Source organism: Halalkalibacter flavus (assembly GCF_036663575.1).
GTDB classification, from domain to species: Bacteria; Bacillota; Bacilli; order Bacillales; family Bacillaceae_D; genus Halalkalibacter; species Halalkalibacter flavus.
Window position 1 is genome coordinate 81859 of record NZ_JAWRVK010000019.1, and the last position, 14517, is coordinate 96375.

The 14517-nt window shown below is 34.4% G+C and carries 14 protein-coding genes; 2 read left to right on the plus strand and 12 right to left on the minus strand.

Annotated features, from left to right (window positions below):
* Window positions 1-309: 309 nt before the first annotated feature.
* From SAY88_RS14000 to SAY88_RS14045, 10 genes are all read right to left on the minus strand, one after another.
* Window positions 310-516, minus strand: a complete 207-nt coding sequence (locus tag SAY88_RS14000) for a hypothetical protein (RefSeq protein ID WP_332632428.1) — start codon at window positions 514-516, stop codon at window positions 310-312.
* 130 nt (window positions 517-646) lie between these two features.
* Entirely contained in the window at window positions 647-1381 is a 735-nt protein-coding gene (locus tag SAY88_RS14005) for a cytochrome c biogenesis CcdA family protein (protein WP_332632429.1), read from the minus strand.
* Between the two features lie 475 nt (window positions 1382-1856).
* Window positions 1857-3005, minus strand: a complete 1149-nt coding sequence (locus tag SAY88_RS14010; RefSeq protein WP_332632430.1) for a YncE family protein — start codon at window positions 3003-3005, stop codon at window positions 1857-1859.
* 508 nt (window positions 3006-3513) lie between these two features.
* Window positions 3514-3696, minus strand: a complete 183-nt coding sequence (locus SAY88_RS14015; protein ID WP_332632431.1) for a DUF8832 domain-containing protein — start codon at window positions 3694-3696, stop codon at window positions 3514-3516.
* A gap of 61 nt (window positions 3697-3757) precedes the next feature.
* A complete protein-coding gene (locus SAY88_RS14020; protein ID WP_332632432.1) occupies window positions 3758-4018 on the minus strand; it encodes a hypothetical protein in 261 nt (86 codons plus the stop codon).
* A 36-nt stretch (window positions 4019-4054) separates the two neighbouring features.
* Window positions 4055-4402 carry a four-helix bundle copper-binding protein gene (locus SAY88_RS14025; protein WP_332632433.1) on the minus strand — a complete coding sequence of 116 codons (348 nt, stop codon included), beginning with the start codon at window positions 4400-4402 and terminating at the stop codon, window positions 4055-4057.
* 211 nt (window positions 4403-4613) lie between these two features.
* Window positions 4614-5447, minus strand: a complete 834-nt coding sequence (locus SAY88_RS14030) for a M15 family metallopeptidase (protein WP_332632434.1) — start codon at window positions 5445-5447, stop codon at window positions 4614-4616.
* Window positions 5448-5536: 89 nt separating this feature from the next.
* Complete coding sequence (locus SAY88_RS14035) at window positions 5537-6094, minus strand: TVP38/TMEM64 family protein (protein ID WP_332632435.1); 558 nt, start codon at window positions 6092-6094, stop codon at window positions 5537-5539.
* A 449-nt stretch (window positions 6095-6543) separates the two neighbouring features.
* Window positions 6544-7929, minus strand: coding sequence for a HAMP domain-containing sensor histidine kinase (locus tag SAY88_RS14040; protein WP_332632436.1), 1386 nt, complete (start codon window positions 7927-7929; stop codon window positions 6544-6546).
* Window positions 7926-8624, minus strand: coding sequence for a response regulator transcription factor (locus SAY88_RS14045; protein ID WP_332632437.1), 699 nt, complete (start codon window positions 8622-8624; stop codon window positions 7926-7928). Before SAY88_RS14045 ends, SAY88_RS14040 begins: the two co-directional genes overlap by 4 nt.
* Before the next feature lie 283 nt (window positions 8625-8907).
* On the opposite strand from SAY88_RS14045, the gene spoIIP reads away from it, so the two are divergent.
* The gene (gene spoIIP, locus SAY88_RS14050; protein WP_332632438.1) at window positions 8908-10071 is read left to right on the plus strand and encodes a stage II sporulation protein P; all 1164 of its coding nucleotides are present in this window, start codon (window positions 8908-8910) and stop codon (window positions 10069-10071) included.
* Between the two features lie 393 nt (window positions 10072-10464).
* A complete protein-coding gene (locus SAY88_RS14055) occupies window positions 10465-11301 on the plus strand; it encodes a cupredoxin domain-containing protein (protein ID WP_332632439.1) in 837 nt (278 codons plus the stop codon).
* Window positions 11302-11373: 72 nt separating this feature from the next.
* Here SAY88_RS14055 and SAY88_RS14060 read toward each other — a convergent pair whose 3' ends face one another.
* Window positions 11374-11790: a rhodanese-like domain-containing protein gene (locus tag SAY88_RS14060; protein ID WP_332632440.1), complete on the minus strand. Its 417-nt coding sequence runs from the start codon at window positions 11788-11790 to the stop codon at window positions 11374-11376.
* Window positions 11791-11987: 197 nt separating this feature from the next.
* Window positions 11988-13904, minus strand: coding sequence for an asparagine synthase (glutamine-hydrolyzing) (asnB, locus tag SAY88_RS14065; protein WP_332632441.1), 1917 nt, complete (start codon window positions 13902-13904; stop codon window positions 11988-11990).
* Between the last annotated feature and the right edge of the window lie 613 nt (window positions 13905-14517).

The window sequence follows — 14517 nt, forward strand, 5'->3', positions numbered from 1 at the left end:
TTTTTGCCTCTTCTCTTATAAAAGAATATAATCTAATACTTACACAAATCTACTTGAAAAGAAGAAAATGGAGGTACTCAATTAAAAGTCTCCTCCACTAATTGATCTTACTATAAAATTCTTTCAACAATATCAGGTTCTTTTTTCCCGTTTACCAAAGGGATCTTCCGGTTTGTTAATCCAAAGTTTAAAAACTTCTGGTTTTCTTTTGATATTAGCATAAGAGTGAATCATCATCGCAATTATTAGTAAGAATAAAAGTATGATCGGAACAAAAATTGATACTTCCTTCAAACCTAATCCCCTCCGTTACTGTGACCTTTTTAAAGTATCAATTTCTTTCATCAATTTTTGATTTTGCTCCATTAAGTGATTCATGCCTTTTTGTAAATCATTTGCATTTGGTTCACTCTTATTAGTGTTATTTCCATCAGACATTCTTTTCATAAAGAAAAATAACATCACTAACATTAAAGGACATAATAATAGTGGAAGATAGTAAGTTACATTTTCCATAGACAATACCTCCTAATTTTTAAATTACTTATATTGTAAAAAGTAAATGTGTTGAAATTTTGAAGAGAAAACCTCAAATAAACTTTTTCTTTTAGGTTAAGATCATGGTTTAAAAAATGCACATACTTTCTTAAATCCCCCAATAAGTAATCGTATCTAAAATCCCAAGGGTGATCAGAAAAATCCCCGCGACTCGCTGGATCCATTTTCCGATGTTTCTTCCATTTCTCAAAAGTGTCCCGTTTAATCCAAAAGTCCAGATGAGGTACATCGTAATGAACAAGGGGATCGATGTACCTAACGAAAAAACAGTTGGTAAAATGAATCCGTATGAAGTAGAAAGGGTTAGTGGCATTAACAAAAAGAAAAAGATCGAGAACATTGTTGGACAAAACCCTAATGAAAAACTACTTCCTAAAAGAAATGCCCCCCATTTTCCTCTTCTATTACCACCAGTTTCTTTTTGTTTTAGTCCGATAGACCACTTCCATGTAATAATCCCCACTAAATACAAACCAATTAGGATAAAAATGGGTCCAAGTATTTTACGTACCCACGGAAGGTAAGCAATTAGTTCTTGTTGAAATTCAGAACCTAATATCCAAACAAGTAATCCTAACCCCGAAAAAACAACGACTTTCCCAAGTTGAAAGAATAGGACTTCTGACCATGGAATAGCTTTTTGGATAGAGCGATTCCCATAGAGTGTAATGGCTCCTACATTTCCGGTGAATTGACACGGAGCAGCGGCTGCTAGAATTCCAATAACAAGTGCTGCTAAAATCGGAATATGTTCAAAACCATACGTTAGTTGAATCAAAGGATCATATAATAATCGGCTAATAGAATTAAATACATCATACATATTACGAACCTCGCTTTATAGTAAACAACAATTTCATGAAGCTTCCTTAAATAGCATTTTCACTTTTTCACTTAATTACTGCCGTAAGAATTGATAAAAATGATTCAATATTATGCAATTGTAACGAAGAATTGTGATGAAACTATGAAGAAAAAATTTAAAAAATGCGAAATATATATAGTTTTTTCGACAAGCACCGAGAAAAAATTCTTTCATGTGACAATGAAAATTGTATAGTAAGCAAGAAGAACCTCGAAGAAAGGATTATCGTCGAGGTGTTATTTATTAGAGGTTCTATTAAAGGTATAGAAATAGCTTCTCAAGAACTGTCAGACAAATTCTCTAGTAAGAAAACGGGAACCATTGTAAAGCCTGCCTTTGCGCTGGCAGCCGAATTTAGGGGGCCATATATATTAACAATTTAACAATGCAAAAGCCTTAAAAAGTTTACCTACAACTTCTTAAGGCTATTCCTCTAGTTTATAGAAATTCCATTAGGGTATTCCCCTACATCTAATCGTTTAACTTCTTCTAACTTTTTTAAATCAACAACGGAAACCGTATCTTCAAACATATTTGTTACAAAGGCATATTGGCTATCCTTAGAAATAACGATACCATGTGCCCCTTTTCCTAAGGAAAGCTCCTTTTCAACTTCTAATGTATCAAGTCCTATAATAGAGATCGTATCTGATGGGTTCTCTTTACTTCCTTGATTTGCAACAATGACATATTGATTATCGTAACTAGCAAACATTTGTACTGGACCTACACCGACATTAATGTGTTTGATTACTTCTTGTGATGACGTATCAATAACAGCTAGTTGGTTATCAACATGCAATCCAACAAAGGCATACTTTCCGTCATGGGAAAATCCAGTTTGAACAGCACCCTCTCCTACATGTACTCGATTAACTTCTTCATTCAATTGTAAGTCAATAATGCTAACATCAGCACTTTGCATATTCGCTATATAAGCATATTGTTGATCGGGCGATATCCTTACTCCATGCGGATATTCTCCCACTTCTACATTAACAACTTCATCTGTCTTTCTATTAATAACCGTGACAGAATTATCACCTGAATTGGTTACGACAACGATCTCACCATTCTCTGTAGCCGTTACATGTGCAGGATGGCTCCCTACCTGATTTTCTTCCACTTTTTCTAATGTGTTTATATCATATGCTACAACCTTTTCTTGTTTTACCTTATCTTCTTCTTCGTTATCATCATCTTCATGGCTATGACTATGTTCCTCATCTTCATTATCCCCATGTGGCGGATTAATGGTTACCCAAATTAATTGAGACTCAACATTGACTTCTAGATTATGTGCTTCCCCATCAAGGTAAACAAGCTCTTGCCTTTCTTCTGGATAGAAAATGACAGACATAGTCCCATCCTTTTCATTTCCGACTACAACAATGTACTCTTCTTCGAAATCTTCATCCCCCACATCCACTTGTTTTACTGTTTCTTCGATAACATCGTTCAACTTGTTTTCTGCATTTACATTTTCTTCGTTACTCCTCACGCTTTCAGCGTTCTGCCCACAAGCAGCAAACAAAAGTGAAAACGTCAAAATGATGAGTATAAAGCACATTTTTCTTTTCATCTATTTCCCTCCCTAGATCTTTATAAATGTAAGTATAAAAGGAGAGATATACGACAAATGTGATTCCAATCACAAAAGCAAATATTAAATATTTTTTGTTCAATAGATTACCTTGCTTTCTTCATAGTTTCTATATAAATATCTGTAATAAAAAGTCGTTATCTGGATTACACCGTTTGAATTTAGAGAAATTCAAACAAAACAGTAAACTCATTCAAAAACCTCCCCATCTGATTTATTCCTACCTATCTGTAAGTGATTGCTGCTTTTTCAAGGTTGTGTTCATATTTAACTTCGATTCAAATAAGAAACCAAATAACCAAATATTGAACATGGAGACAATTATTAATTCATTGCTGATTATTATTTTTAATTCTATCCAATCACCAGATTGTTTAGTATTCGTTTTATATTTACAATAGCCTTTGTAGAAGTAAAAGCAAAAAGAAAAAGACAAGAATTTTTGAGATTCAAGTCTCTGATAGGTTTGATAAAATATTTCATGCCTTTACTTTTCCTTTACTTCTATCCAGAAAGGAAAAGCAATTATTTGTTCTGCAAATTTAAACTCAACCCATAGTTTGTAAAAACCACTATCTATAAATTGAGCAACAAATACTGTTTCATGATCTGAATTAGGATGCACATGAATAAATTGCTTTACTTCATCATCAATGATTGCTACATGCAAGAGCCCCTAGATAAGGTTCAGGTTTCTCACCTTTGAGGAAGTGTAACATCTTCTCCGATTTTCAATGGACATGAGTCATTTCAACTAACTTCCCATTAACCTCCTTTATCTTTTCTTTGTTAGGAATTAGATTCATATGAGTATGATTAAGTATATTGCCCTCTATTGCATACGGTTCAATTAGATAATGTTTCCCTTTCGGATTTATATCAACAAAAGCCTTATAAGATGTAAGATCACGAAGAGGGAGCGTTACTTCATACGTATACAAATCAATTTGCACAGGATGTAAATGATAAAACTCTTGCAAATCAGTGAACAAAAACAGGCAACCTTGGTCACCTGCTTTTGCTCGATTTTAAGCTACCATTTTACGGCATTCTTCTGCACACTTGCGGCAGTAAGTAGCACATTCCTGGCAATGATCGTCTTGGAACTTCTCACAATCAGTAGCACAGGCTTCGCAAATCATAGCACACATTTCACAAAATTGTTTTGCAAACATACTCCCACGAGACATCCATTGAGATGTCATTGAACAAATATCTGCGCAGTCTCTTAACATATTGATACAGTGAGTTCTAGCTTGTACATCAGGCTCTTTTAGACATGATGATAAACATTCTTCGCATGCTTGCATACATTTGTTGCAAGCATCAATACACGCCTGATGTTGCTGTATAGTTGATTCAATCAAAGTGGTCATTTTACATCTCCTCTCTTCTTTCTTATTATTTAATAGACCACTCTACATAAAGCTAGTAAATATTACCAAGTTGCACAAGGCAGAAGTATTAAAGGACATTTGTTCAAAATTTAATTATTAACATGACACCAAACGTAAATAAGCCCCCTCGAGTAGGGAGCTAAGTAAAAAATATTAGTATTTATTTTAATTAAAATCTACTCTTCATAGCTTACTCAAATCCTAAGTATTCTTCTAACGTTAACCCTTGTTCATGAATTACTTTGGCTGGCTCTTTGCCTACAAATCGAAGATGCCATGGCTCGTATTGATAACCTGTAATTTTTTCTTTATCTTTTGGATAACGTATTATAAAACCAAACTGCGCAGCATTTTCCTTAATCCATTGACCCTCAGGAGTATCTTCAAATGAGGTAACTAATTGAAAGTTCACTTCCGGACTAGTAACATCCATTGCTAGACCAGTTTGGTGCTCACTATGCCCAGCATTCGCACTTACTCGACTTGCCTTTTCTTCACCGCTTCTCTCAACATAATACGCAAAGATACTCTCCTGTCGTTCATAAGAGCGATACCCTGATTGAGCATAAAGATTTAAGTTTTCATCATTGGCTTTTTTAAATAAATCTTCAAGTGCTGCCGCTGCTTCCTGTCGCATTAAGCGTTGAGGTAGCTCCTCAATGAACGGAAAGGGGACATTTGGCTCAACTAAATCCGAAGGTACATAGTCTTTTGGTAAATCCCGCTCTTTATTTACCAATAAAAGAACATCATCTAATTGCTCTTTCGTGTAAGATTCCCATGGTTTATCTTTAGCAAGATCTTCTTGGGATTGTTCGCCTTTATCGATACTATTTTTTATTGGAGCACTATCTATATCACCGTTCTTATTCTTCATTTTTCCGTCGTCTGTTGATAAGTAGTCACTTAATAACATTTCTTTATTTTCTTCTTTTGTAGAATTTGTTAATAGTGAATTTTCTTTATAAATTACAATTAAGATTACAAATACCACTGCTAGTGCAGCAATGTAAAAATACCTCATTTATTAAAATACCTATCCTTTCTGTGTTATTACTGCAATTACAACTTAGCGAGATTTCAGGTCTTAAACTTTATTAGTAAGTGACTCATTCATATAGAAGTGGGTTGCTTCCTTTTTTTCCAAACAACAAAAATTAAATAAATCGCTGCAATGCTAAGGATCATTTTTCCTTGCCACTCAAATTGAGTAATCTGATAAAGCGAATACGCTTCAATCAAAAGCGCAGGTATTTTACCTATTGAGCTTGCAATAGCAAAAGTGATAAATGAAACACTACCAATGGCTCCAGCAAGAGTAACCAGACCCGAAGGAACAAAAGGAAGAAGGCGAAGGGATAAAATTAAATAAAAGGCATCTTTTCCTTTTACATGTACTAACCGTTTTAATTTCGGGTACTTGTCCAATGGCTTCTGAGAAAATTGTTTAAACCCTTTTCGATACAAATAAAATGCTATGATGGCTCCGAGCGACTCTCCAACAAAAGAAATAAATGTCCCCATCCAGAACCCGAAAAAGATAAGATTCGCTGCAGTCACAAAGAAACTTGGAATAACTCCTAATACTGCAACAATAATACTAATTCCAATACTAATTAAGATTGCAAAGTGTTCATACTCTTGAAAGTAATATATAAGCCGATCTTCCATTTTCCCCTCCTCTATTTGTCTTCATAATGATCTTGTATTTTTATGAGATCACCATAGACCCTGACGCTTAATTTTTCTTGTATTGTTACTCTGATCAAGAACTATCATTCTATCGTTCATTTATGTAGAAAATATGAAGTTTTTAAATTTTGGTTATTATCACTACCCATGCCTTTAACACAAGTCAGGCTTAAGAGCACAAGAACACCAAGTAAAAGGAATGTAACTAAATCCATTTTTCCAAACCCCTTTCATCAATTCGCTTCCCTACAGAACTTTAAGGATTTTTCATAAAAAATGTAACAAAAAATATTGATGGAAATATGAAGAAGTACAAAAGATTAGAATACTTTCTTTGGAAATTTATTTTTGAGCCGATTTCTATTTATGAAAAAAGGGCTTACTCTGCTCGCTGGTTGTTAAGTCCATCCATTTTTGATAACGATATATCAAGAATTGTTTAATCTAATGGTGAAGACCGTTCCTACATTAACCATACTTTTGGTTTGTATTGTTCCACCATGCAGTTCAATAATTTGCTTAGTAATAGCTAACCCTAATCCGCTACCACCGTATTTTCTGGAACGCGATTTGTCTACTCGATAAAAACGGTCCCATATATAGGGAAGATCCTTAGCTGGAATTCCTTCGCCATCGTCTTCAATTTCAATTATTATTTCTTTGTTTCTCTTCTCTAGTCTAACTTGTATTTTCCCATTTAGGTTTGTGTGTCTTATACTATTATTCAAAAGATTAAGTAAGACTCGTTCAAACTGATCTGGGTCAATGTTAGCAAGAAGAGTTGGGTAGGCGTACGAAAAGAGTATGTCTATTTTCTTATCATCAGTAGCTAATGTTACTTTCTTTTTAACTTCTTGAATGAAATCTACAAGATCGATTTCCTGAATATTCAACGGGATTTTCCCTTCCTCTAACTTCATTAATTGAAACAGGTCCTTTACTAAACTTTCCATTCGTACAGCTTCTTGGTGAATAATTGTTGCCTGCTCATGAACAAGGTCTGCTTCAACCTTCTGATCTTTTAACAATGCAGCATAGCCTTTAATATATGTTAGTGGTGTTCGGATGTCATGGGAGACGTTGGTTAGAAATTGTTGTCTTGTATCTTTATATTCTTTAAGTTGTCTTGCCATAGTAGAAATATGTCTTAATAAATCGGCTATTTCATCATTTCCTCTACTAGAAAGGTGGACATCAAAGTTCCCTTTTGCTATTTGCTTTGTCAAATCCCGTGCGTTCTTAAGTGGAAGCGTAATCTTTTTTGACAAGAAAATTGTTAACATACCCGAAAATAAAAGTGTAATCAATCCCATTGACATTGTAATACCTAAAAGAGTTAATCTAGCTTCTTCAAAGCTACCAGTATATTGGTCAATAAATAGATACCCTCCCAACTCTCCGTTGATTTCAAACGGTTCGTATGACCAGATATGGGGAATATGTTCGGTCATGGTGTTAACAAATTCTGTTTTTTCATTCGAGCGTTCAGAAAGGCTAACAATCCAACTTTGATATCGATCAATCATATCCTTTGAAACTTGTTGAGTACTATTTTGAACATTGAAATTCGCATCAAACACAATAAATGAATTATCTTGATTTCTTTTTTCCATAATCATCACATGTTCTAGCGTTTCTGGCACCGTATGCAGTTCTACTACTTCGCGGTGTGCGTCAAGTCTATGCTCAATTTCCACCTGCAGTTGATTTTTGTAAAATGATTTAGAAAGGGTGTAAAAAGAGAAACCCATCATGACTATAATCAATACCACGGACAAAAGTACAAGCAAGCTCACTTTAGTCGACAATTTCATATACTCAATCCCTCACGTTGAGGAACTTTATAACCAATCCCCCATACTGTTTCCACGACAGTGTTGTCAAGCCCGGCTGTTTTTAATTTGTCACGGATGTTTTTAATATGGGTATCAATATTTCGGAAATCACGATCATCTGCCTCATCCCATACAAGGTAAAAGAGTTGTTCCCTTGTATAAACACGTCCAGGGTTGGATAGAAGGGTACTAAAAAGCTGATACTCTTTTTTCGTCAGTGGAATCCCATTCTGATTGTAGGAAACCCTTTGCTGCGACTGATCTATAATAATTCCAAACATCCCCTTCCTTTTTTCTACCTGTTGTAAAGGTTCTATACGTCGAAGTACAGAATTAACTCTGGCCACTAGTTCTTTCGGTTCAAACGGCTTCGTAATATAATCAGATGCCCCAAGGTTTAACCCCTCTACCACCTGATCTGTTTCACCAATAGCTGAAATAATAATAGTAGGGACTAATAATTCTTTCTCTGATAATTCCTTCAATACTTGAAAGCCATTCATTTCTGGCATCATGATATCAAGTAACATTAAATCAAACTGTTGCTCTATTATTAATTCAAGTGCTTCTTTTCCAGAACCCGCTGTTGTTAACTCAAATTCGCTAGAACCAATACATATACAGAGCAATGATTGCATTTGTTTTTCATCATCAACTATAAGTATTTTTTTCATTGATCTCACCTCATACTTAATCTTTTTCTTACCTTACTTCATAGATTTTTAATATTAACAATCCAATGTCATATTAACTTAAAAGTATGTAAAAACAATGAATTTTTTATCAGAAAAGATTCATCTTTATTCTATAACCCTTTATTATGAACTATTCTCATACCCCTTTTTCTATTATAAATAAAAAAGCTCTCCTTAAAATTAATAGAGTTTTGTAGAATTTGATTCTTCTAATTTTTTACTAATTGTCATATCTATTAACGAGTGAAAGGAGAGGTCTCTATTGAAATCTAGCAAACCTCACAGCACAACAACCATACAAAATATGATAGTAATGTTGATTTTAAGTATGATATCCATTTTTATAATTATTGGAGCATTAACGACCTTTCAAACATCACTAACAAGTGACGCTATTAAACGAACAACTTATGACATCTCCGTTGAATCACTCTTTTATTTTATGAGCATGGAGAATCAATATTTTTCGGAGGTTTTGCCAACTGAAAGTCAAAATGCCTCAATAGGGAAATTTGCATTTGAATTTATAACTAATATAAATTTTGATGATCCTAGAACTTTTTTAGGAAGAGAACTTCCTGGGTTTTCCTTTTATGATGGAACGATTGTTGTCGCTGGAGAAGGATCTGATTTTACAAACATGCCTACTTCTGAATCAGCTCCCCCAATGGATGTGATACTTGCTGAAAGAGAGGCAGCTTCTGAGAGTTTGCTAAATATGAACGAAGAAACTTCTGATGAACGTAATGATATGAGCGCCGAATCTCAATCAACAGAGAATAAAGTCGTTCATATTATCCATTCACATAGTCGGGAATCATTCCTTCCTGAATTAAAAAACGCCTCTGAACCGGACGATGCTTGGCATGCAGATGTAAATGTCACTTTAGTAGGCGAGAGATTAGGAAAAGAATTAGAAAAGAGAGGTATCGGAACGGAGGTCGACAAAACTGATATAAGTGGTATGTTAAGCGAACGTGGGTGGAGCTATCCTCAGTCCTATGAAGCGTCAAGAGATCTTATAAAAACAGCCATGGAAAACAATCAAGACTTGGAATTTTTCTTTGAACTCCATCGTGATGCATTACGCAGAGATATAACAACCGTTACAATTAACGGGATAGAATATGCACGAACTTATTTTGTTATTGGGAAAAATAACCCTAACTATCAGAAGAATCAAAAACTAGCTGAGGACTTGCACTATTTAATCGAAAAACAATATCCAGGGTTAAGCAGAGGAGTACTTATAAAGGATGGGACTGGGATTAACGGAAGATATAATCAGGACCTTTCGGAAAACTCCATACTTATTGAAATGGGCGGTGTAGATAATACATTAGAGGAAAGTTACCGGACAACTGAGGCCTTAGCAGAAATTATTAGTGATTATTACTGGAACTCCGCCGAGAAAGTTAATAATTAATTTTACTTAGCATATATAGTAATTACTATAGTTCTACTTTGATTTTTGACAAACGAAACCTAATGAAAAATATTGAAATGACTTGACTATGTTATTGAAGGAGCCCATAATTTTCGGACCTTCAATAACAATATTTGTTCACCCTTCAAAAAGTCCGCAAAAAACAAAAAGTAGAAGATAATTTACTTAAGTATAGTTAACATCGTCTTAAATAAAAATGATTAATTTTATGAGCCCCTGTCTCACCTCACGTACGTTATACCTTACCTAGTTAAAATTATTTATATCGACTTTCTCCCGATGTGTGAACATATAACGAAATAGTAACCTTTGTACATATTTAATCTTTTACGCTAATAAACTCACAGTATGAACATGAAGGGAGAGAATAAATTGCTACAACCAGTCGTACTCGGTATTGTTTTTATTCTTTTATTAACTTGGTTAATAAGTCTTTCCTATCTATTTAAAAAGAAACTAAGCAATATGATAGGAATGGTTGTTTCAATGACTCTTGGAATGATTATCGGAATAAGTATAGGTACGTTCTCGGCAGTTTTATTTCCTGACTTGTTTTTTGAAATAACTGTTCTAAGTATGTTAATTGGTGGGTTCGTTGGTGTAATAGCTGGATTCCCATATTCCTTGATCGCGATTATAGATGGACTCATTTCAGGAGTAATGGGGGGAATGATGGGAACAATGTTAGGTGTTATGATTTCCCCAGAACATTATAATCAACTTCTAAACATTCTGAGTCTTTGGACTGTTGGGATTTTCTTTCTACTCTATTTACTGTTAGTTTATGAATTGAATAAAGAACCGAACAATCAATCTTTGTTTTCACACCCTCTTCCATTTTTTGCTCTTGTTTGTTTGTTTATTTTTAGTTTTCACAATTTCACTTTTGAATTTAATAACAGCCCAACCCACCATGCCGATCATGGAAATAATCAAGAAATAGTTGTAGGCGCGAATGAATATCAATTTGGTCCAGATCTAATTCAAGTGTTTCCCGGTGAGGAGGTATCACTAACATTAGTTAATAACGGAATAGAGGAACATGATTTTGAGATTAAAGGGTTGGATTTTCACCTCCATGCGATGCCTGGTACTTCTGAAAATATGTCAGTTGTTTTTCCGAAAACTGGTACGTATGAAGCCGTTTGTACCATACCTGGACATGAAGCAGCTGGAATGACAGCTACTATAATCGTTACGGAATTATAAGACAAAGTTTCCCTACTTACTTTTCGCTCAGACTAAGTAGGGGAACTTTGTTGTTTTAAAAAGGAAACGAACTTATTCTGTTGAAAGAGGTCCATCCCAAACAGCCATGCCACCTCCGAAGTTAGCTACTTTAACAAATCCTTTTTCCACAAGAAAATCGGCACTTTCAACTCCCGTTCTTCCTGTATGACAAATAAGAATAATCCGTTTTTCTTGATTTAATTCATTATAGCGGTCTTGAAACTCTTCATAGGGGATATTAATGGCTCCAGATATACGCCCCTCCTCATAGAGCTCCACTTCTCGTAAATCAACTATTTCTACATATTCATTACCAATCTCCATCAGTACTTCCTCTTGGTCAATATCATCCCATTTTTGACTTTTAGGTTCCTCTTCTACGGTAGCTGTTTGGAATGGATTAATAACAATTGCAATTGAAACTACTATTACAACGATTAAACTTAAAGGTAAAAGATATTTCCTCATCTTTCTCGCTCCTTTTTCTAGTTCTATATTGTTTCCTGCTTATTTAAAAGATTAGGGAAAGGAATATGTATTTAAACTGGAACATGAAACCCACTTAAGGTAGAAAACAAGCATTGTTAGAAAGCGTTCAACATACAGCAAAAATAGCGAACATGTTGAATAAACTTATTCAACATGTTCAATGAAAAAATTTAAAATTATCTACTATGCTCCATAGTAGTATCAAACTCATAGACATTCTCAATAAAGATTTGGTGCCAAAGCATGAAAGTCAGTACTGTCCATAATGGGCGGCTATAATCTCCTTTGCTCTTAAACATTGAACTTTCATGTAAATTGATTTTACGATGTTGTTCAAGCAACTGTAGAATCTCTTCTTTCTTAAATATATAGTCAGTCTGACTATCCATAATCAAATTCTTTGCCCAATCGTACAATTCATTTTGTAACCAATGTCTAATTGGAACAGGAAATCCTAGCTTAGCTCGATTGACAATATGCTCTGGTACAATGTGCTTCATAGCACTTCTAAGAGCAATTTTCGTTTGTGATTTATCTACCTTTAAAGTGGGATGAAGGTTAGCAGCCACTCTAAAGACTTCTTTATCTAAAAATGGAACACGAAGTTCTAAAGAATGCGCCATTGTCATTCTATCAGCCTTCACAAGAATATCACCTCTTAACCATGTCTGAAGATCGATATATTGCATTTTCGTAATATCATCAAGATGTTGAATTTGCTCATAGAATGGCATAGTGATATTTTCATAGTTGTAATCTGATCGATATTGGCTCAATAACTTAAATTTATCGGCTTCCGAAAACATTTTTGCATTCCCAATGTAACGTTTTTCGATCGGTGTCAGCCCACGCTCTATATAGTTTCTTCCCTTTACTTTTTGTGGAACTCTATTAATAATGAAGTTCATCATTTTTTTGCCACTATTCGAAAGAGTTGATAAAGGACGAAGTGACAAAGGCTCCTTATATATTCGGTAGCCCCCAAAAAGTTCATCTGCACCCTCGCCAGATAAAACAACTTTTACATGTTTGGCAGCCTCCCTTGCTAGAAAGTAAAGAGGAATAGCTGCTGGGTCAGCCACGGGATCATCTAAATGCCAAATAATTTTAGGGAGTTCCTCAATAAATTCAGTAACTGAAACTTGATAATAAGAATTTTTAACCTCCAAAGCTTCCACTGTTTGCTTCACAGGATTTAGTTCATGATAACCTTCTTGCTCAAATCCAACAGTAAATGTCTTAATGTCAGGATTAATTTTTTTTGCTAATGTCACTATACAAGTGGAATCAATTCCACCAGATAAGAAAGCTCCTAATGGAACATCACTAATCATATGACAATTTACAGACTCCTCTAACGTTTGTGCGATCTGTTTAGAACTTGTCTCAAGATTGCCTTGACTTGGTTTGAAGATTGGCTCCCAATATTTTGTTTGGATTAAACCCTCCCCTTTCTTTTTGATGAAATAATGGCCAGGCTCGATTTTAAACGTATCAGTTGTCATCGTTAATGGCTCAGGCACATATTGAAAAGTTAAATAATGATGTAATGCTTCCTTATTTAAAGATTTATTGTTTTCAAGTGCTACAAAACTTTTTTTCTCAGACGCGAAATATAGTTCATGCTCACTTTCACCATTCGTATAATACAATGGTTTGATACCAAAGGGGTCTCGTGCTCCGTACATCGTTTGCTCCTTCTTGTCCCAAATCAAAATAGCAAACATTCCTCTTAAGTCAGAAAAAGCTTCTTCTTTTTTATGACTAAATAGAGCAAGAATCGTTTCTGAATCTGATGAAGTCTGAAACGTGTAACCTATATTTTTCAAGGTTTTACGCAATTCCTGGTAGTTATAAATTTCACCATTAAATACCATCCAATACCGTTCATTTTCAAATGAGATAGGTTGTTTTCCATTTTCCACATCAATGATACTTAGTCTTTTAAATCCAAAAACGATATGATCATCATTAAAGAAACCTGTGTCATCTGGTCCACGATGATGAATCAACTTAAGCATATTAGTTATTTGATTTTTTTCTATATTTCCGATTTTATTTTGTTCATTTATATATCCAACAAAACCGCACATTTGACAACACCTCATATTTCTTCTTGTTATAGATTAGATAATTACATTACCCTCAATGTTTGTTTTTTTTTATGAAGAACTCATGTAGAACAAAGGGAAATGAATTTTAATGTTCAACATCACAGTACCACTCCCATTTTGAACCACCATTCTTAAAGACATACCATCATAAAAACATGACCTCTACTTTGCGGTCATGTTAAGGAGTACACATCGAATTTAATCAAACAGGTATATCATTCTCGTATTGTTCAGTTCTCCTTGCTACCAACACATTAAATACGAGAACACTCGTTGTACTTAGGCTTACAGTAAGCAAAATAGTACGTTTCTGCCCAAGCCAGTTAATAAACCAGCTGAAGTAAACAATAGCTTTCCTTCTTTCTACATCCTATTTTAAATTAGCCTAACAAGCTTTGTTTTATAGAGTATTGCACTCAATTGTGTAGAAACTATGAAGAAGGTTTATGCATTTTTTTGGAAAAAGCTAATTGCTTTTTAATTTTTAAAATGATGGGGTATTGTGTTTCATGTACGTGATGCTAGTATAGTTTCATGGACACAACTTAGTTAAGTTTCTATAGATTTGTTACACTATATAGAAGAAAGGTTG